Annotated in this window: 16 protein-coding genes; 7 read left to right on the forward strand and 9 right to left on the reverse strand. The window is 48.5% G+C overall.

Features of this window, described 5'->3' with window-relative positions; genetic code table 11:
• Nucleotides 1-144 precede the first annotated feature (144 nt).
• On the forward strand, nucleotides 145-3,414 hold the full coding sequence (locus tag CYJ98_RS03825) for a TonB-dependent receptor domain-containing protein (protein WP_101756401.1): 3,270 nt from the start codon (nucleotides 145-147) through the stop codon (nucleotides 3,412-3,414).
• Nucleotides 3,415-3,632: 218 nt separating this feature from the next.
• Here the strand turns inward: CYJ98_RS03825 and nadC are convergent, their stop codons facing one another.
• Entirely contained in the window at nucleotides 3,633-4,514 is an 882-nt protein-coding gene (gene nadC, locus CYJ98_RS03830) for a carboxylating nicotinate-nucleotide diphosphorylase (RefSeq protein WP_101756402.1), read from the reverse strand.
• Between the two features lie 74 nt (nucleotides 4,515-4,588).
• Nucleotides 4,589-5,527 carry an NUDIX hydrolase gene (locus CYJ98_RS03835; RefSeq protein ID WP_101756403.1) on the reverse strand — a complete coding sequence of 313 codons (939 nt, stop codon included), beginning with the start codon at nucleotides 5,525-5,527 and terminating at the stop codon, nucleotides 4,589-4,591.
• A 157-nt stretch (nucleotides 5,528-5,684) separates the two neighbouring features.
• Between CYJ98_RS03835 and nadA the strand changes: the two genes are divergently transcribed.
• Entirely contained in the window at nucleotides 5,685-6,797 is a 1,113-nt protein-coding gene (gene nadA / locus CYJ98_RS03840) for a quinolinate synthase NadA (protein ID WP_101756404.1), read from the forward strand.
• Between the two features lie 51 nt (nucleotides 6,798-6,848).
• Nucleotides 6,849-8,357, forward strand: a complete 1,509-nt coding sequence (gene nadB / locus CYJ98_RS03845; RefSeq protein ID WP_101756405.1) for an L-aspartate oxidase — start codon at nucleotides 6,849-6,851, stop codon at nucleotides 8,355-8,357.
• 717 nt (nucleotides 8,358-9,074) lie between these two features.
• Here the strand turns inward: nadB and CYJ98_RS03850 are convergent.
• From CYJ98_RS03850 to CYJ98_RS03865, 4 genes are all read right to left on the reverse strand, one after another.
• Entirely contained in the window at nucleotides 9,075-10,082 is a 1,008-nt protein-coding gene (locus tag CYJ98_RS03850) for an IS5 family transposase (RefSeq protein ID WP_101756406.1), read from the reverse strand.
• 133 nt (nucleotides 10,083-10,215) lie between these two features.
• A complete protein-coding gene (locus tag CYJ98_RS03855) occupies nucleotides 10,216-10,824 on the reverse strand; it encodes a hypothetical protein (protein WP_101756407.1) in 609 nt (202 codons plus the stop codon).
• Nucleotides 10,821-11,879, reverse strand: a complete 1,059-nt coding sequence (locus tag CYJ98_RS03860) for a CHAP domain-containing protein (RefSeq protein ID WP_101756408.1) — start codon at nucleotides 11,877-11,879, stop codon at nucleotides 10,821-10,823. Before CYJ98_RS03860 ends, CYJ98_RS03855 begins: the two co-directional genes overlap by 4 nt.
• Nucleotides 11,876-14,422, reverse strand: coding sequence for a type VI secretion system Vgr family protein (locus tag CYJ98_RS03865; RefSeq protein WP_317870047.1), 2,547 nt, complete (start codon nucleotides 14,420-14,422; stop codon nucleotides 11,876-11,878). The genes CYJ98_RS03860 and CYJ98_RS03865 overlap by 4 nt, the downstream gene beginning before the upstream one ends.
• 331 nt (nucleotides 14,423-14,753) lie before the next feature.
• On the opposite strand from CYJ98_RS03865, the gene CYJ98_RS03870 reads away from it, so the two are divergent.
• On the forward strand, nucleotides 14,754-16,697 hold the full coding sequence (locus CYJ98_RS03870; protein WP_101755432.1) for a PEP/pyruvate-binding domain-containing protein: 1,944 nt from the start codon (nucleotides 14,754-14,756) through the stop codon (nucleotides 16,695-16,697).
• A 91-nt stretch (nucleotides 16,698-16,788) separates the two neighbouring features.
• Nucleotides 16,789-17,421, forward strand: a complete 633-nt coding sequence (locus CYJ98_RS03875) for a histidine phosphatase family protein (protein ID WP_101755433.1) — start codon at nucleotides 16,789-16,791, stop codon at nucleotides 17,419-17,421.
• A 57-nt stretch (nucleotides 17,422-17,478) separates the two neighbouring features.
• On the opposite strand, the gene CYJ98_RS03880 is transcribed toward CYJ98_RS03875, so the two are convergent.
• The gene (locus tag CYJ98_RS03880) at nucleotides 17,479-18,057 is read right to left on the reverse strand and encodes an NAD(P)H-dependent oxidoreductase (protein ID WP_101755434.1); all 579 of its coding nucleotides are present in this window, start codon (nucleotides 18,055-18,057) and stop codon (nucleotides 17,479-17,481) included.
• Nucleotides 18,058-18,196: 139 nt separating this feature from the next.
• Nucleotides 18,197-18,655, reverse strand: coding sequence for a LysR substrate-binding domain-containing protein (locus tag CYJ98_RS03885; RefSeq protein WP_101755435.1), 459 nt, complete (start codon nucleotides 18,653-18,655; stop codon nucleotides 18,197-18,199).
• A 40-nt stretch (nucleotides 18,656-18,695) separates the two neighbouring features.
• On the opposite strand from CYJ98_RS03885, the gene CYJ98_RS03890 reads away from it, so the two are divergent.
• Nucleotides 18,696-18,899, forward strand: a complete 204-nt coding sequence (locus CYJ98_RS03890; protein WP_070587640.1) for a hypothetical protein — start codon at nucleotides 18,696-18,698, stop codon at nucleotides 18,897-18,899.
• Nucleotides 18,900-18,955: 56 nt separating this feature from the next.
• Here CYJ98_RS03890 and CYJ98_RS03895 read toward each other — a convergent pair whose 3' ends face one another.
• Complete coding sequence (locus tag CYJ98_RS03895; RefSeq protein WP_070587643.1) at nucleotides 18,956-19,807, reverse strand: MBL fold metallo-hydrolase; 852 nt, start codon at nucleotides 19,805-19,807, stop codon at nucleotides 18,956-18,958.
• A 97-nt stretch (nucleotides 19,808-19,904) separates the two neighbouring features.
• Here CYJ98_RS03895 and CYJ98_RS03900 point away from each other — a divergent pair, with 97 nt between their 5' ends.
• Nucleotides 19,905-20,891, forward strand: a complete 987-nt coding sequence (locus tag CYJ98_RS03900) for a GlxA family transcriptional regulator (protein ID WP_101755436.1) — start codon at nucleotides 19,905-19,907, stop codon at nucleotides 20,889-20,891.
• Nucleotides 20,892-20,940: the final 49 nt, after the last annotated feature.

Here is a 20,940-nt window from a genome sequence, read left to right on the forward strand (position 1 = left end):
ATATTATTAAAAATTATTTAGAATTTCACAAAATTATAAATAATAATCAAACTTATTTGTATTATTTTAGTCAGAGTGTAATCGCATCTATTTGGTCTATCTCATTCAGACGGCCTTACCAATCAAGTTATATGGATACATTCTATGCAACCGATCAAAGTCACCACCCTCTCCGCCTGCATCGCCACCATTGGTTTAGTCCCTGCCGTTTATGCTGCAGATAATTCGACAGTTATTCTCGATACCATCACTGTCAAAGGAACTCGAAATAAGGATGAAATCGGTAAAAACCGGGTTTATACCCGCGAAATCGTCAATCTTTACAAAGGCAAAAACGAAGTCGAAACCTTCAAGGGCAACACCGTATCCGACCTTTTAAGCGGTATGTCCGGCGTGTACAGCGGCGACGCGCGCAACAGCGGCGCGTTGGATCCCAATATACGCGGCGTACAGGGACAGGGACGGATTCCCGTTACCATTGACGGCACGGAGCAGGCGATTACCGTCTGGCGCGGCTACGCGGGCGCAAATAACCGCAACTACGTCGACCCCAACATCATCAGCAGCATTTCCATCGAAAAAGGCCCCTCGTTCAGCCGTGATATGAAAAGCGGCATAGGCGGCTCCGTCGCCCTGAAAACCATCGATGCTGACGATATTGTCCCCGAAGGGCAGCAATACGGTTTTGAAGTGAAGGCGGAAGCTGCCAACAATTCCATCAAGCGGCGTGAGAATGCTTATGAACATTCGGTCGATTATCGAACCTTGCCTGTTCCCGCAGTAGCAACGGGCGGTATTTGGCGTTCGTTTTTTGACGATACCGACCGAATCGACCAGCGTTTCAACGGACGCAATAAATTTGGGGAGGATAAAGCCTACCGCATTGCCGCTGCCACCAAGCAGGACAATTTCGATGCCATGCTCGCCTACGCCTACCGCAGTAAAGGCAATTATTTCTCCGGCAAAAAAGGCGCGGAACGCTACGGCTATATCGGTCCTTGGACACAAGAAACTTTAGACGAATTAAAACGTCGTCAAGAAGAAGCCGCTGCCAAGGGCGAGAAATTTTACGGCAGTGAAAACATGCTGGGCGCACCCAATATTTCAAAAATCGGACTTTTCTACCATCCGGGCGGAGAAGTCAGCAATACCTCACTCGAAACCAAATCATGGGTAGGTAAAACCACCTTCCGTCTGCCGAACCGCCAAACGCTCAAATTCGGTCTGCGCCATACCGATTCCACGTTCGGCGAAATCATGCCTTCGCGCATTATCGGCCCCATCAGTTGGGATGCGTCCGTCCTCAACAAAATTGCCGAATGGCCGCAGGCATGGGTAAAACAGCGTTCCTACAATATCGACTATTCGTGGAAGCCCGAGGGCAGCCGTTGGATAGATTTCGATGCCACGCTTTGGACAACGCGCACCAATTCCAAAACCAATACCGCAGGCGGCTCGCCCGGCGATACCGTTTATGAGGACAACAAATTTCAAATAGCATGGGATGAATACGACAGATGGCAGAAATACACCCCCGCAGAGCGGCAGGAATTGCTGGATGCAGGAATAGAAGCTCCCAAACCGCCCAAACCCGAAACGCCCAATACCAACGGACGCTTCAACACCATTGAAGGCAACGCCTATTACGCCCGTAACAACCGGACAGGCTTTCAATTCTCCAACCGTATGAAATTGAGCGACAAACTGTCGCTGACCTTGATGGGCGATTTTCAAAACGAAAAACTGACATCGCGCAATGATTTTTCAGACGAGCTGGAGCGGGGAGGATACGACAAATATCGGGAAGAACTTGAAAACAGCACCATCAGGGCAAATTATGAATTGAACCAATACGGCGTACCGCGCAACGGCAAGCGGCGAGAATACAATCTGGGCTTTAATTTCCGCTACGAACCCTTCCGCTGGCTGACTTTGACGGCAGGTGGGCGATATACCAATTTCCAACTTCAGGATAAAAGCAGACGTTTGGAAAGCGGTACGAATAAGACCGGCGATCCGTTAGAAATGAACAGGGGGATAAAATACTCGATCGGCAGGGTGGCGACTCCGCAAGAATACGCGGATTACAAGGCAATTGACGATGCTTTGGCGAATGGCAGTCTTGATTATGGAGTTTTATATGCGACAGATGAATACGCAGAACAAAGAAAAAAACATGCACAAATTAGCCTGACTTCGTTTCAAGTCAATTCACAATTTATTCCGACTTTGACAGTTGATCGCGAAACATGGGGCAATCCTAATGAAAAGGTGGATTTCTATTGGTTGAAAGACGATAAAGGCCGTCTGAATATGCAGGATCATCCCCTTACCAATGGCAGCATTCCTGATTTGCACACCAAAGTCCCTAATCCTGTATATGACCCGTCTATTCCAGACAGTCCGCAATTTGTACCTAAATACTATGCAGCCAGTGCAAGTGTTTACACAACGCCAATGACCGAAGCCGAAAGACAGAGGGCAATGAAGCAGAAAGGCAGCGGTTGGGTACCCGCATTTTCTGCCACTGTCAATTTTACTGATTACAGCCGCGCCTATTTGCGCTATACCGAAACCCTGCGCTACCCCAGCATTTTTGAAGGGACTTACGGCTTTTCTACCGCCGCCGGCTCATTCAACCGCATGGGCTATGGCTGGCGGCCTGAACACGCCAAAAACTGGGAAGTCGGCTACATTCATGATTTGACGGGGCTGTTACCGAAAATGAAAAAAGTGGATTTCCGCATTAACTACTTCCATAACAAGACCGAAAACGTTATCGACAGGGATGACAATCTCGAATTCGAACAATTCGACAGACAAATCCGCAGTGGTGTCGAGCTGTCCACCCGCTTCGATACCGGACGCGTCTTCGGCAGCCTGAACGTATTCCGCAGCCTGAAAAACAAAATGTGCGACGAAACCTTCCAATGGTCGACTGTGACTGCGGGAGATGTCGATGCAACATATTTTGCTCAAACTGGCAAAACCATGAGCCGCCCTGTCTGCAATCACGGAGGTTTGAGCGATTCGGGCTATCTGGCAAGCGCGCTTCAACCTCGTTGGTCGATTGATGCCGAATTGGGCAGCCGCTTTCTTGCCAACAGACTGGAAACAGGCGTGCGCCTTCATTACCACAGCCGCGTCTATGAAAACCGCAATGATGCGTGGCAGCCCCACTACAACGTATTCAATCAATATATGGGAACTAATCATAAACCCCAATATAACGATATGCGCTGGCAGCCTGTTGCGGTATGGGATGCCTACCTGCGCTATAAAATCGGCAAAAACCTGACTGCCGAACTGGTGGGCAGCAATCTGACCAACCGCTACTACCTCGACCCGATGAGCCGCTCCTATCTGCCCGCACCGGGTAGGACAATACGCATTGGGATAACTGGAAAATGGTAATGATCAATTAATCATTTTGGGAGTAAAAAGCCGTCTGAACATTGGGTTTCAGACGGCTTTTTACATGATGGCTTAGTTATGCCCTACTCTTTCATGTTATATGAAGGTTGAAGCTAAACTGCATAATTTTTATATCTTCTGCTTTGGAAGCAAAAAGGCTGCTTGAAAATAAAAGGTCTATATTTCAGACGGCCTTTACTTTATAGCAAACTCGAAATTTAAGCCACGAAATCCAAACCTATGTCCAACGAGCGGCTGCTGTGGGTCAGATAGCCGAGGGCGATGCCGTCCACGCCGGTTTGTGCCACGCGTTTCAGGCGGTCGAAGCCGATGCCACCCGATGCTTCGCAATAGACGGTGTGGGGGTGGGCGGCTTGCGTATGGCAGCGGTTTGCCGCTTTTTTCAGGGTTTCGTCGTCCATGTTGTCCAGCAAAATCCGTTCTGCGCCCGCCACGATGGCTTCGTCCAGTTGTGCCAACGTGTCCACTTCGATTTCCACGCAGGTCAACGGTCCGACCGCCTGCTTTGCCTGCCGTACGGCTTGGACGATGCTGTCACAATAGGCAAGATGGTTGTCTTTGATGAGGATGGCGTCGTCCAAGCCCATGCGGTGGTTCACACCCCCACCTGCTCTGACGGCGTATTTTTGAAGGACGCGAAGCAGTGGGATGGTTTTGCGGCTGCACACGATGTCCACATTGTAACCGGCAACTTCGGCTACTGCGCGAGCGGTGGCGGTAGCGATGCCGCTCAAGTGCGTAAGATAGTTGAGCGCGGTGCGCTCGGCGGCGAGCAGCGCGCGGGCGTTGCCTTCGACGGCGGCAAGCATCTGACCTGCGCGGACGGCTTGCCCGTCTTGGATTTTGGCTTGGAAGCGGACGGACGGATCCATCGTCTGAAAGGCAAGGCGCGCCAAATCCATGCCTGCTATTACGCCGTCCTCACGACTGATCAGGAAAAGTTTGGCGGTTTTGTCGAGCGCGATGACGGCGGCGGATGTAATGTCGCCGCGCCTGCCCAGATCTTCGCTCAAGGCTTGTTCTACCATGGGGCGCAACAGGGTATCGGGGAGAGGAAGAAGATTGTTTTCAGACGACATGAAGGTTCCTTTGTTGAAAAATATTGATATTGCCCGATGGGACAAAATTTAATTTGAGGCCGTCTGAAAATCAGTTAGCGGCTACCCAGCGGCAGTCCGATATCAGAAATCAGCTGATCAGGCAGAACGTCATCTCGGAAGCGGTAAAGCTGTGCAGGACGGCCTTTACTGCCTGATACGCCGGTATCCGACGGCTCGATGAGGTTTTGCTGCTGAATCTGGCGGCGGAAGTTTTGCTTGTGCAGCAATCTGCCGCTGATGGCTTCGATGCTGTTTTGCAGTTGCAGCAGTGTAAATTCGGGCGGCATCAGTTCAAAAATCACGGGGCGGTATTTGATTTTGGCTCGTAGGCGGGATAGGGCGGTCGCCAACACGCGGCGGTGGTCGTGGCGCATAGGCTGCCCCGTGAGTGCGAAGTTGAAGTTTTCCTGAGGCTCGGCGGCTTCCGCTATCAGGCCGCTTTCATACAGCATTTCATAGCGTTGCAAAACGTATTCTTCCGACCAATTTTCAGGTTCTACCCCCCAGCACAAATGAATGCGCTTGAGCCGCTTCTGGCGCACTTCCTCCGTATCCGCCAAGTTTGCCCAAATACGCAGGCGGCTGACGATGGCGTCGCGCTGCCTGCCGTCAGTACGCAAATCTTCCCACGGAAAATAGCCGTAGCAGTCCTGCCATTTTGCGTCGGGGTGCAGGATGCTGTCGGCTGCCTCGCGCACCAGCCCCAGATAGCTGACGTACAAGACAGGCATGCCTCGCTCGTTTTGGCGGCGCGTATCGACAAAGGTATAAAGCTGTTCTACATAACCCATAGGCTGCGATGTCTGCTTGGCGACCCACATTCTGACTCCTGCTTGCAGAGAGTGGCGAAGCGGTGCAAGCAGGCCATTGGGTAATAGCTCTCCTTTAGCAACTGTCAAAACCCTCAAGCTGCCGTTTGTAATGGCGATCAGTACAGGAACCAGCTCGACGATACTTTGCGTATTGGCTGCTGTTTCAGGATAGGCATCCATGCGTGGCTTTCATTCAAGAGAAAACCTTATTGTAAACCAAAGCGGTTTTCAGACGATCTTGCTTATTATACTCAAATTGAGCATAATATAAAAACTATTTCAAAATATAAACGGCAAACCTTTATGCCGTCTGAAAAACCAGCCATAAGGAAGTCTCATGCAAACCGCCGCCCGCCGCTCGTTCGATTACGATATGCCCCTCATCCAAACGCCGACTTCCGCCTGCCAAATCCGTCAGGCGTGGGCGAAGGTTGCCGACACGCCTGACCGCGAGACGGCAGGTCGTCTGAAAGACGAAATCAAGGCCTTGCTGAAGCAAAAAAACGCAGTCTTGGTGGCGCATTATTATGTTGATCCGCTGATTCAGGATTTGGCTTTGGAAACAGGCGGATGCGTGGGCGATTCGCTGGAAATGGCACGCTTCGGCGCGGAACACGAAGCCGATACGCTGGTGGTGGCGGGCGTACGCTTCATGGGCGAGAGCGCAAAAATCCTCTGTCCTGAAAAAACAGTGCTGATGCCTGATTTGGAAGCAGAATGTTCTTTGGATTTGGGCTGCCCGGAAGAAGCGTTTTCGGCGTTTTGCGATCAACACCCCGACCGTACGGTGGTGGTGTACGCCAACACTTCCGCCGCCGTGAAAGCGCGTGCCGACTGGGTGGTAACGTCTTCGGTGGCTTTGGAAATCGTGTCGTATCTGAAATCGCGTGGCGAGAAGCTGATTTGGGGGCCTGACCGCCACCTCGGCGACTACATACGCCGCGAAACGGGTGCGGATATGCTGCTGTGGCAGGGTTCGTGCATCGTCCATAACGAATTCAAGGGGCAGGAATTGGCGGCGTTGAAGGCGGAGCATCCCGACGCGGTGGTGCTGGTTCATCCCGAATCGCCGCAAAGCGTCATCGAGCTGGGCGATGTGGTCGGCTCGACCAGCAAACTGCTCAAAGCCGCCGTATCGCGCCCCGAAAAAAAATTCATCGTGGCGACCGATTTGGGCATCCTGCACGAAATGCAAAAACAGGCGCCCGACAAAGAATTCATCGCCGCGCCGACGGCGGGCAACGGCGGAAGCTGCAAAAGCTGCGCGTTCTGCCCGTGGATGGCGATGAATTCGCTGGGCGGCATCAAACACGCCCTGACGAGCGGGCACAACGAAATCCTGTTGGACAGAAAGCTGGGAGAAGCCGCCAAACTGCCTTTGCAGCGTATGCTCGACTTCGCGGCAGGGCTGAAGAAAAAAGATGTGTTCAACGGCATGGGCCCCGCCTGATTTGCCGTCCATATTGCCGTTTCAGACGACCTCTCCAAAAAGGACAACATCATGCAAACCGATTGCGACGCATTGATTGCCGGAAACGGGCTGGCAGCACTGACGCTCGCCCTGTCGCTGCCTGAGTCGTTCCGCATCGTCATTTTGTGCAAAAACCGGCTGGACGACACCGCAAGCCGTCATGCGCAAGGCGGGATTGCGGCGGCGTGGTCGGGAGAGGACGACATCGAAAAACACGTTACCGATACTTTGGAAGCGGGCGCGGGTTTGTGCGATGAAGCCGCCGTCCGCACCATCTTATCGCAGGGTAAACCGGCAATCGAATGGCTGCTGGCGCAGGGTGTGGCGTTCGACCAAAATAATAACGACCTGCACCTGACGCGCGAAGGCGGGCATACCTGCCGCCGAATCGCCCACGTCGCCGACTACACGGGCGAAGCAGTCATGCAGAGCCTGATTGCCCAAATACGCCGCCGCCCGAACATCCGCGTTTGCGAGCGGCAGATGGCGTTAGATATCCAAACCGAATCAGGCGTGGCGTGCGGACTGACCGTCATCGACTGTCGAACGCAAGAAACCTACCGCATCCGCGCCCGCTATACCATACTCGCAGGCGGCGGCCTCGGGCAGATTTACTCCGCCACCACCACGCCGCCCGAATGCACGGGCGATGCCATCGCTATGGCAATACGTGCAGGCTGCGCAGTCGAAAACCTCGAATTTATCCAATTCCACCCCACAGGCTTGGCAAGACCGTCCGAAAACGGACGCACCTTCCTGATTTCCGAAGCCGTGCGCGGCGAAGGCGGCATCCTGACCAACCAATCGGGCGAACGGTTTATGCCGCATTACGACCGCCGCGCCGAACTCGCGCCGCGTGACATCGTTGCCCGTGCCATCGCCGCCGAAATCGCCAAACAAACACAAGACTTCGTCTCGCTCGACATCAGCCGCCAACCCGCAGAGTTCGTCCGTCAGCATTTCCCGTCCATCCATCGGCACTGCCTGTCCCAATGCGGCTTGGACATCACGCACCAAGCCATCCCCGTCCGCCCCGTGCAACACTATACCTGCGGCGGCATCCAAACCGACCCCAGCGGCAGAACCTCCCTACCGCAGCTCTACGCCTTAGGCGAAACAGCCTGCACCGGCTTGCACGGAGCCAACCGCCTCGCCAGCAACTCCCTGCTCGAATGCGTCGTTACCGCAAGGCTTGCCGCCCAAACCATCGCGGACGGACAAGCATCCCAAACTGCACCGTCCCAAAGGTCGTCTGAAAACCCCACCGCCGAAGCAGGCATCTTTTCAGACGGCCTCCAAAACACATTCAGCCGCCCCGTCCTGCAGACGTTCAACCAACGTCATCTGGGTATCCTACGCAACGATACCGGCCTGCGCCATGCTATCGCCCAACTTCGGCTTTGGAAGCAAAACCTGGCCAAACCATACACCGCGTCCGAATACGAAAACCGCAACCTACTCGAATGCAGCCTCGCCGTAGCCCAAGCCGCATACAGGCGGAGACAGAACATCGGAGCGCATTTTAATAGTGATTGTTAAGGCTGATAGTGAAAACTTTTCTCCAATAAATAACGTCATTGACTGAAAAAGAAAAGGTTCACACATGATTAAGGAAAGATTGAAAAAAAGTAGGAAAAACAGTGGAAACTAAAATGCAGGGATTGACCGTAGTTATAAGTGATAATAACTAATCAACAATGGTCTTTGCATTTTGTAGAGAGAAAAAAGATAGGATTAATGAAATAAGACCATCTAAACAGTTTTGAATAAGTTCAAACAAAGTTAGCACAATTCACTATCTTTGCCCTACTCTATTTCGTCAGGCTACTATTAATGATAGGTTCACAGTAAAATTAAGTAGCCAAATTTCTATCAAAACCTATTGATTTTATAATAAAAATTGGAGTACTATACGAAATCTTTTAAAATTAACTAATAGTTAACAAACAGGAATAAACAACGGCGATTGTTAGGTATAGGGAAAAACTACATAATTTATATTATGTTAAATTCATAAAATGACATTTGAGCCTGATGATTCAAGTTTCTATTAATTCTACAATTACTTACAATATTTAAAAACAAAGGTCGTCAAAATTTTAGACGGCCTGAGACCTTTGCAAAATTCCTTTTCCCCCGACAGCCGAAATCCAAACACAAGTTTTCGACTGTTTTTGTTTCAAATATCCACTGACTCTCCTCAAATACCCTCCTAATCCTCCCCGGACACCCGATAATCAGGCATCCGGCCGCATTTTAGGCAGTAACAGGCACACTTAGCCTGTTAGCCGCTTTCAACAGGTTCAAACACATCGCCTTCAGATGGCTTTGCGCACTCACTTTACACAGACCGAAATAGGCTACCCGCGCATAGCGGAATTTACGGTGCAGCGTACCGAAGCTTTGTTCGACCACATAACGGGTCTTCGACAAATGTCGGTTGCGTTTGGTTTGCGTTTCCGTCAGCGGACGGTTGTGGTGGGCTTTGCGCATAATGCCGTCCTGCAGCCGATGCTCTTCCAGATGTTGTCGGTTTTCCTCACTGTCATAGCCTTTATCGGCATAGACGGTCGTGCCTTTGGGCAGTCCTTCCAACAACGGCAACAGGTATTTGCATTCATGGGCATTGGCGGGGGTAATGTGCAGTTTCTCGATATAGCCTTCCTCATCGGTACGGGTATGTTGTTTGTAACCGAGTTTGTAGAGGCCGTTTTTCTTTATCCAACGGGCATCTCTGTCTTTACTCGGCGTGGTTTGGCCGCTGACTTGCCCTTCTTCATCGACTTCTATGGCCTGGCGCTGTTTGCTGCCGGCGGTCTGAATAATGGTGGCGTCAATGACGGCGGCGGATGCTTTCTTTACTTTTAGGCCTTTTTCGGTCAGTTGGCGGTTAATCAGTTCCAATAATTCGGACAGGGTGTCGTCTTGCGCCAGCCAGTTGCGGTAGCGGCATAAGGTGCTGTAATCGGGGATGCTCAGTTCGTCAAAACGGCAAAACAGGTTGAAATCAATGCGGGTGATGAGGCTGTGTTCGAGTTCGGGATCGGAGAGGCTGTGCCATTGTCCGAGCAGGACGGCTTTGAACATGGATAACAGGGGATAGGCGGGACGGCCGCGGTGGTCTCGAAGGTAACGGGTTCTTTGACGATTCAGGTACTGCTCGATCGGCTGCCAATCAATCACCTGATCCAACTTCAATAGTGGGAAACAGTCGATGTGTTTGGCAATCATGGCTTGGGCGGTTTGCTGGAAGAAGGTGGTCATGGAAAATCCCCTAAATGTCTTGGGGGAATTTTGCAAAGGTCTCGGGTTGTAGGATAATGAGCATATAAAGGGAAGGCCACCTTAAAGTAGTTTTCAGATGGCCTTTATGATTATTAAACGCTAACCCAAGGTTCTACCATTCACTAAAAAATAATCTTTTATTTATAATTTCTAATTGCTCTCTGGCCAGCATTTTTTCAGCATATTTTCCAAACTCTCTTCTCCATGCCGGTAGCCATCGATATTTAGCGTTTGTTCCTGTCCCATGCAAGTCTGGCGAATAAAACAAATTGATTAATGCCTCTTTATCTGTCAGTATGTTTTGGCTATATGATTGGTTTACAATTTTTGCCAAGTATAAATGCTCTCTAATCGAAGTATGTTGCATCAACAATATTGTATATGCCTTCTGAGATTGATCATAATCTTGGGATAACAGTACGTGTGCTGCATCGCATGTATATTCATCTTGATCCTTATAAATAAAATTTAATCGGTTATCAGCAGTAAAGTCGTAAGGGCTATATTCAAAATCTTTCCATGTATATCCACCAACAAGATGACGCTTTAGTAAATATTGTCTTTTATTTTCCTCAGACAATTCATCGATTACTCGTAGAAATTCCGATTCTTTAGCTGGCCTATAATTTAAACACCCACTGTAAGGAATCTCTGTATATATTAAAAAAGTCAATAATGGCAACAATAAAAATAAGGCAATAAATAAAAATATTTTTTTCATTTTTTAATTACCTTATGTTTATATCTGCGAAAAGTTTTAAAATCAAAATCATTTTGTAAAGCTGTTCCATTTTTCATTCTAAATCCTGCATCATTGACTTCTACTTTATAATGTCCGGCAGAAATGCATACTCCGTCTGTCAGAATAAAACCCACATGACCAGAAGCATCACTCCATTTTTTACCATAATCTCTTTTAACATCAAATGAACCAATATCACCAGGTAATGGGTTATTTCTTAAAAGAAACCAATCATTATCTAGAAATGTCAATTTATTGTCTCCCCATTCTCCTGCCAAAGGAGGAGAATCTTCAGGTATCCATCCATGAGACAGCCATGGGATATTAATACCAACCTCTTGTAGTACATCATATACGAATGTACTGCATTTATTTGAAGGATTCGGATATTTAAACTCCTCAGTTACTATTATTTCTTTAGCTGTAGGTTTACCCATAAATAAGCCTGCGTGACGTGAATCATTTTTCTTTAATTTTCTCGTCGAAGTCTTTTCAGTATCAAACTCCCATTTTTTACTTCCTCTATATTTCAATGCTGTCAATACGATTTTCCTTGGTATATCCTTAATAATGACTTTCGCAAATAAATTATGATCTTTCCTTTTAATATTATATTCAACTTCAAAAAAATCTCCCTCAAACATCCCGCCGCCTGCTAAGGGAATTCTTACCCAAGGAGAGACTAAAGTCACAGTCGTATTTGTTGGCCTCAGATGCTTATGTCGGCCTATAGTTTTTTCCGATCCATTTGCAGCGACTACCTTAACTTCAACATAATCATAAGACTGTTTATCCTCAGGCTGTTTAGGTACAATGACGCTTTCCTTAGGCTGTTGTTTAGGTACAATAACTCTTTCCTCATCAATAACCAACCGATTTTCATGCCATGTAATTTGATAAGAAGCAATATCTCTATTTTTTCCTACCTCTCCTTCCCCTATCTGTACACTATTGATATATACGCGGTAGCGTAATTTTTCAGGCGTACCAGCCAAAGAGTCTTTGAAGACTATCATTAATTTTGATTTGCTCATTTTAAATCCTTCTTAGCTTCATCTTCTTCATGCACAAACATTTGCCAATTATCGCTTTCTTTGCCGATAAGAAGATAGCTACCACCATCAAATTTACTTCTATCATAAACATTGCTCAACCCGCTTTCATGACGCGTTGTAGATGAAAAGATAGTTTTATCATCAGAATTTTTTAGTTTATAATCTAATGAAATTCCTGATAATTTTTTTATTCCTATTCGTTTAATTTGAATACTTGTATTTTCTTTTTTATTCTGATTTGAAGGTAACAGTGGTAATAAATTAGATATCCTATTCACCCCATTCACCACCATCGGCGCCCTCACTCGCAGCACCTTCGGACTCCCGATCTCAACCTCCCCGTTGCTCAGTTTGATATACGCCCCTTTGCAGGTAATCAGAATCTCCTCCTTCGCCGCAATAGTAATTTTTCCTGCACTGCTGGTTAACGTTGCGTCCTTTAAGGCATTCAGCTGCAACTCGTCATTCTGTGCCTGCACTTCCACTTTGCCCTGATTGGCCTGTACCTTGATGCCGCTGCTTTGCGCAAACAGGTTAACGCTCTCTGCCGCATGGGCGGTCAGGCTTTGGCCGGCGGTAATGTCGGTATGGTTGCCGCTGACCAGGTGGATGTTTTCATTGGCGGTGTGAAGTTGGCTTTGTTCTGTTGCGGTGGCAATGCCGGCGGGAGCGGTTTGGATTAAACCGGCCTCTTTCAGGTCTTTAAGGGCGTCTTTCAGACGGCCTCTTTGGGTTTCTTCATCGGTGTTGTGGTTGTTGGCGGTTTGGGCGGCTTTGTTCAGGCTTTTGGCCAGGGAGAGTGCCTGTTCGAGTTGGGAGATGGCATCGTCCATATCCAGCACTTTGCCGTTGGCATCCTGGTTTTGTGCGCTGACGAGTATGCCCTTGCCGGCCCGTACCGCGCCCCAACCGTCGGTTCTGAGTTCGAAGCCTTCGCCATTCTCTCCGCGTTTGTTGCGGTTTGAGTCGACGATGTGGCCGAGGTTGAGTTGGGATTTCTGATAGTCGGTGGCGAGTTTGATGTGTTCCTGTCCCTGCAGGTCTTCCATCCTGAGTTTGTTGTTCGCCCAGGTACGGATGACGTTTCTTGTGTTCCAGTCTGCAGGAATGTGGTCGGTATGGGCACTGTCGTGCATGACGCCGGAGATATACGGACGGTCGGGATTACCCTGTACGAAGGACAGCATCACTTCGGTGCCTTCGTGTAAGGGGAAGTGGATGCCGTATTCGGGACCGGCATAGGGTTTGGCCAGTCGGACGGGACGGCTTTCCCCGCCCGGACTCCATTCGTCCAAATCAAACGGTAATTTGACGCGGTAACGGCCCATATCGTCTATATAGGCGTAGGTGCAGTTCTCAGCCGCGGTTACCCGTGCCGGTAAGGTACCGTCGATATGCGGACGCGGGGTGATGCGTTCGGGACGGTAGGCGAGTTGGGCGGGGATGGTGGTAAAGGTATGGCTGTAGGCGGTATCTCGGCTGCCGCTGTGTTCCATGGAAAGTACCAGCCAGCCGTCGGGTGCTTCGGGGAAGGCAGTATCGGTTTGGAACACTTTCATCGGTGCCATGGAGACGACGTTGCCGCTACCGTTGGCGATGGTTTGGCGGCAGAGGTTGGCTTCGTTCAACAGGGTCGTCTGAACTTGGGCTTCGTCGGTTGTTTTGGGATGAAGGCCCCAGTGTTGCTGTTTGCCCAATAAGACGGTATTGTCGGCAGATTCTTCGGACTGTTTGTTGTCGGTTTCGGCAAAGAGGTCGGTATCGGCACTGCGGTAGTTGTAGTCGGCCGTGCGTATGCCTTCGACAATGGGGTTGTGGCGGATGCTTAAGTTGAACAGTGCTTCGGTACCGACACTCTCCAATCCTGCATGGTGGCGGTAGGAAACGGGTAAGCCTTGACTGCGCAAGTAGTGTTCGGGACTGTCGCCGAAGACGACTACGTCACCATGTTGTTCATGCTGTTCGAAGGCATACCAGATGCCTTCTTCTTCACACAGACGGTTGATAAAGTCGAAGTCGCTTTCGAGATATTGGGTGACATACTCGCGTACGGTGTAGTTGCGGCTCTTTTGGAAACGGTAGTCGACACCGGAGAAGCCGTGATGTTTGAAGACGGCGGCAACGATGTCGGGGACGGTTTGGTATTGGAACAGCCGGGAAGTCTGGAAATGTTTTAAAGCCGCGAAGCGCGGCTCTAAAACAAAGCGGTAAACGGTTTCATCCTTGGAAACCGACAACTTCTCGCATGAGGTGATGATGCCCTGCCATTGCTTCGCCGGGGGATCGTCTGAAGCAGACCCGAATGCCCCGGCCACTTCCGACAGTAAGCCTTCCTGCGGACGAATCTCAAATGCTGCGCGTTGGTTGAGGTAGGAAGAGAGAGGCAGGGAGGAATCGGTGGAGGTGGCAGTGATTTCGACACGGTAAGCGGTGTTGACCGCTTCGGTTGCACTGAAGGAGCGGACTGAAAGTGAGGGGGAAAAACGGGCGAAGGTGAGGTGGTAGGATTGGCGGGCGGTCATAAGGGTAATATCCGACTGACGATGAACCCCGTATAGTAACGGGGATAATGCCGATGGTAAAGCGAATGGGATAAATGGAAAAAAGTCTGTCCGAACGGTTGAAATAAGGGATAAAGAGACATTTCACCCTACCCTATTCCACTATTCAGTAAAGCAGTAATACAGTTACTGCAAAACAGAATTGCCAAATTTATCTTAAAAACACCATTTAAATAGGCCGTCTGAAATCACGTTTCAAACGGCACTGATTTATCCAGGCAACAAACAGTTTGATTTAGATTTTTACAATAGGTATATTTCTTTTCATCTGATTTGGATAACCGATAACATCATGAAACCTGCTTTTTGCCTCCCAATATTGCTTTTACTTTCAGCGTGCCGTCCTGAGGCTGAGACAGCCGACACGGCTGCACCAACGGCGCGTAAGCCTTCTTATTACGAGTCTGAAAAGCGTCAAACTGTAGCCACTCCAGTTAAAACACAAATTCCTGCGTTATCTGCAATCAAAAGCCAGGCCGATTTTGACTTACTTTCGCGTATCTATGAGCAAGGTAGTGAATATGAAATTCCTCATATCCTTTTCCTCATCGATCGTGAAGACGATAACCGTACTGACTATATCAATACTCCCAAATTTCGGCTGCATGAGCATTATCTGGCTACTATCTCGAAACCCATGCTGTCGAAAACTGAATTGAATCAACAATACCGTAGTCCTAACCGGCGTTATCTGTTTGGTACTATCAGTTGGCAGAATAGCACTCAGGAATATGTTTATGAGTTTTGGGAAGGAGACAAAATCACGCCTGAATTGTTGAAATTGGCGGCAGGCCGTCTGAAAGACAGTTTCTACGCTCCGTTGCGTTATAAAACCAATTCTTTATGGCAGGAAACCGTTGCTGAACAAAGCAAAGTTCCTTTTATTACCCAAGAAAGTTTGATTAAGAATTTCCCCTATCTGCCTCTAAACCAAGGCAAAGCGATAGGCACATTACGCGTTATTGCCAAAGAAGATGATCTTTATAATGTCGGCGCCGACGATATTATTATTTTGAAAGAGGTTCCCCTGGAGCTGCCACCTGTGGCGGGGATTATCAGTGAGAAACCATCCACTGCACTATCGCATGTGAATGTACTGGCACGCGGCTGGGGGATTCCCAATATTTACCTTAAAGATGCAGAAAAAATCCTAGCCCCGTATATTGGCCGTCGTATCGAATTTGAAGCGACTGCTAAGCAATACCGAATTATCCAAACCAACCGGAACACTACCAGCAAAAGCTTTTCAGACGGCCTTACCCTGCCCCAACCCGATGTTTCCGATTACAGCCTTCGGGCTTTGGCAAACCTTCACCGTGATGACAGCCGTTACTGCGGCAGTAAGGCTGCCAACCTCGGTCATATTCTCGCCCATATTGAAGGTAGTAATGTACCTGATGGATTCTGCATTCCCTTTGCTTACTATCAAGCCATGATGGATAGACTGGGTATTAACGCGACAACACTGGCACACATCGAAACACAAAGTGATGGAGACAACCGCAAGCGTCGCACTGCCTTGCTCACACTGCAGAAAAAAATTACCGATGCCGAAATCCCGTCGGAATGGAAACACAGATGGGCTGAGCAATGGCGCAGCCAATTAAACAGCAAAGGCGTGTTTGTCCGCAGCTCCTCTAATTCCGAAGACCTGCCTAATTTCAGCGGCGCAGGACTGTACACCACCGTGCCAAATGTTACCGATGAAAACGCGTTGGCCGAAGCAGTGAAGCAATCTTGGGCCTCCGTTTTCAATTACAGCGCATACGAAGCCCGCCGTATTGCCGGATTGCCTCACGATAGCGTGAAAATGAGTGTCTTTGTGCAACAAAGCATTAATGCAGATCTCTCCGGCGTACTGGTTACCATCAATCCTTATGATATTGCTCAGAAAAACAGCGCCTACATTGCCGCCAAACACGGGTTGGGTATTCGTGTCGTTGAGGGCAAACGGGTAGCCGAACAGGTAGTCTATAACCGTCGCAATGATTCTGTACAACGTCTCAGCTCCTCTAATGAAACCACAGCGCTGCAACTGGATAAAAACGGTGGAGTACGGGAAATTCCTGTAACCAATGGCAATGTGATGAATCAAGAACAAATCCGTTGCCTTGACCAAACCGGCCAACAAATCAAACAGCTATTTGCTAATGGTGAGCAGGACATCGAATGGGCGTTTGACAATGGTAAGCTTGTTATCCTCCAGGCACGACCGTATCTAAACGGCACACGTTAAAGTAAAAAGGCCGTCTGAAATTATCGTTTCAGACGGCCTTTGCATCATAAGTTAGTTATACCCTATACTTCCAGGTCTCCAAGGAACTATGATGTCAAAACAACTCACTTTTTATTTTATTCGCCATGGCCGTACCCAATGGAACGAACAAGGGCTTTTGCAGGGATCCGGCAATTCACCACTGACCAAACAAGGGATTGCAGGAGCTCAGAAAACCGGGGCGGCGCTACAACAAGTAGAATTTACCGCTGCTTATTCCAGTATTTTACAACGCGCCATTGATACGGCTGGCCATATTATCGGTCAGCGTCCTATTCCTCTTTTTCAGCACTGTGGACTAAATGAGCAATCTTTTGGAAGTTGGGAAGGTATGCAGATCGCTGATCTGCGGAAGCTAACCGAATTCAAACAATTAACCAATGACCCGGCAGCTTATAAAGCATTAAGCAATGGTGGCGAAACCTTTGAACAATTAGCAGTACGTGCAATGGCCACTATTTACGATATCATTAAGGTACATCAATCGGGAGCCAATATTTTAGTGGTATCGCATGGCCATACCTTGCGGCTTTTATTATCCTTACTAGGCGGAGCGACTTGGGAAAACCATCGTGATGAGGGTAAATCCGTGTCATTGTTGAATACTTCGATTAGTATTGTGAAATACGATAGTGAAAGCGGTTTTCATATTGAGCAACTTAACGATGTGGCTCATTTACAATGATCACAACTATTCATCAATAATAAAAAAGGTGGACATTTTTACCCACCTTTTTTGCCATTAACCAAATACTTTTTCCAAGTGTGCTTGGTAGTCTGCTAAGTATCGTGCTACTTGTGGATTTTTAATCACATCGTTACATAAGAATGTCGGCAGACGGGTCAAGCCGATGAATTCGTTGAGTTTGTGGAAGTGCATGTATAAAGCATCCACGCCTTTTCCTTCAAAGAAGTCTCCTTCACGAGTGAACGCTTCAATCGGGGCATTCCAAGTAAGCGAAAGCATGTGTTTTTTGCCTTGCAACAAGCCACCTGTGCCATAGCCTTCGCTTGGATTAACACGATGGCGACCATCACTGTGGTAAAGCTTGCCGTGTCCAGCGGTTAATACTTCGTCTATGTATTTTTTCACTGTCCAAGGTTCGTGCATCCACCAGCCTGGCATCTGCCAAATCACTGTATCCATCCATAAGAATTTTTCGATTTCTGCCTCAACATCATAGCCGGCATCAATCACGGTTTCTTTTACATCATGTCCAAGTGCGGTCAAAACTTCTTTCGCTTTTTTATGAAGCGTGTGGTTCAACTCGCCATGTGAATGTCCGAAATCTTTACCACCGTCTAATAATAAAATATTCATCTTCTGCTCCTACAACAAATAATTCTGAAAAATGAGGGCTTCAATTATGCCTTTTTACTGCATCTTTTAAAAGTGCATTCGCTTATACGCTATTTACAGACCATAAAGGGAAATTTCTCGTACCTATCATTAGCATTCATTATTCCTCTTCAATCAAACAAGCCTTTTCTATCAACTCTCTGATCCATTTATAAGCAGGATCTTTATGTGTCCGTTCGTGCCAAATCAGTGTTTTGGTAAAACCTTGAATTTTAAGAAGGGGTTCAAAGCGTTTGAGATTGGGCAAGTTGCCAATCAAACGTTCAGGCAGGACTGCCAATAAATCGCTTTGTTCTAGTAATTCAGGCAAAACAATAAAGTTTTGTACCGATAGGTTGACATTTCTTTGTAGCCCCATCGATTGCAGCGCTTGGTCGGTAACACCACTGAAGCTGCCGCCATGATAGGAAATTAAGGCTTGCTCTAACTGGCAAAATTGCTCAAGGGTAAGTTCTGTTTGTTGGGCTATTGGGTGATCGTGGCGAACGGCACAAATATAGCGTTCGTCATACAAATTTTTTGCGTGAATATCCTGTGCTTGGAAGTCTAGTGTAACCACCGCAAAGTCAATTTACTGCTGTTCAAGCTGATTTTGTACGATGCTTTCGTTAATCGCCAGCACCACCACTTTAATTTTCGGCGCTTGGATTTTAGAAAGCCTGCCTAACAACCGCGAGCGTGTATTAACCGAAGAAAGCCAAATCGGCAAACTCGCCAAAGGCTTGGCAGAAACTGTGCCAAATCCAATGGTAAACGGCCATCAAGCATGGTTGGACGGTTTAACAAAAGCAGCGAAAAAATAAAGCAGCCTGCACTTTGAAAAACAAGGTGCAGGCTGCTTAGGGTAATGTGTCGTTTATCAATCCAGTTTCAGGATTTCTCCGTCTTCCGGAACGTTCACACGGCTTTCAATGCCTTGACCGCGTATAAATTTACGCATATCGGCGCGGCTGACGGCGGTATGATTCACGGTATCCATGTGTACGGTGATGATTTTGGCTTTAGGCATGACTTGGCTGGCTTTTAATACATCAGCCGTCCCCATAATAATGCCGTCTGAAATGCCTGAAATCAGCGCGTAGCCCGTGTTCATAATCAGATAATCGGGTTTGTAGCGGTTCAATGCTTTGTTTACATCTGCCGTCCACACAGTATCACCCATAACATAAGCGGTTTTGTGTCCGCTGCTTTGGAATACCACACCCATTGCATCGCCTAAGATTTCGGCTAGCTGCGGGTTGGCATACATGGCTTCTGTACCATGTACGCCGCCGGTTTTGCTGATGGTTACGCCGTTGAAGACAGAGCTGCCGTTCAACACGCGTACATCAGTAAAGCCTTGGCTGCGGATTTTTGCCGCGTCGGCTTGGTGCTGCACATATATGGGCAGTTTCTTCGGAATGGAACGTGCGGCGGCTTCGTCCCAATGGTCTTCGTGAGTATGGGTAACGATAACTGCATCCACACCGTCCAAAATTTTATTCACGCTCATCGGCAGCCCGACCAGCGGCATTTTGGCTTGGCTGTTGAACGTGCCGGCAAAGCCGTTCATGGAGTGCTTGGGTGCGAAAAACGGGTCAATCAAAAACGTCTGCCCTGCGTATTCGACTTTGGCAGTAGCGTTACGGATATGTTGGTATGAATCGTCTGCCCAAGCGGAAAAGGCTGTCGCGCCCAAAACAGTGGCAAGAATAAATTGCTTGAATTTCATGATGTTGCTCCTTAAAAAATCATGGAGCGTATTTTAAGCAGCAGGTGCATCGGCTAAAATAGGCAATATTGCCAATAAACGTAAGGATAGTGCCAAAATGTCGTCTGAAAACGAGCGTAACGAGTTTCGCCAAAATCAAGCTGTCCCCAAAATCGTGCTATATGCTCAATCGGGCATGAACGATTTTGTCTTCAACATTCCCTTTTCTGTTTTTCAGACGACCTATCGGGACAATCCGCTCTTTGACCTGAAAATCTGTTCCGATGACAGCAAAGACGTCATCACGGCACTGGGCGCAAGCATTCCCGTACACGGCGGATTAGATTTGACGGAAGAAGCCGACATCATCGTCATCGCAGGCTGGCGCAATATTGAAGAAGCCCCGACACCCGAGTTGAGCGCACATTTACAGAAAGCAGTACAACGTGGTGCACATATCACCGCCCTATGTTACGGCACTTACGCCCTTGCCTACACAGGACTTTTAGACGGCAGAACCGCCGCCACCCACTGGCTTGCCGAAGATGACTTTGTCCGCCGTTTCCCTAAAATTCATCTAGATACCAACCGCCTATATGCGGAAGACGGCAACTTTTTAACATCGGCAGGTGCGGCTGGCGGGCTGGATTGTTGCCTTTACCTCATCCGTAAAATCCACGGTGCAACCGTTGCCAACGACCTTGCCCGTACCTTGGTTGCGGCACCACACCGCGAAGGCGGGCAGGCACAGTTTATCCACCGACCTGTCGAACGTCGTACAGCCAATGACAAAATCAATCACCTATTGGACGAACTGCGCCAAAACCTTGCCACCCCATACCGCTTGGACGATTTGGCAAAAAAATTAGCCATTTCCCGCCGTACCTTTATCCGCCATTTTTCTCAAGCCACAGGCATGAATTTCGGTGAGTGGCTCACCACAGAGCGGCTATGGCAGGCGCAGGATTTGTTGGAAAATACGGATTTGCCGATAGACCGCATCGCTGAACAAAGTGGCTTCGGCAGCGCGGCAAACCTACGTTTGCAGTTCAAAGCCAAGTTTAAAATCAATCCGAATGCCTGGCGGAAAGTATTTGGCAGATAGCTAAACACAATACCCCCTCCAAGCGCAGACTGCTTTTAAAGGCCATCTG

Origin of the sequence: Neisseria perflava (assembly GCF_002863305.2) — a bacterium.
Classification (GTDB): Bacteria; Pseudomonadota; Gammaproteobacteria; order Burkholderiales; family Neisseriaceae; genus Neisseria; species Neisseria perflava_A.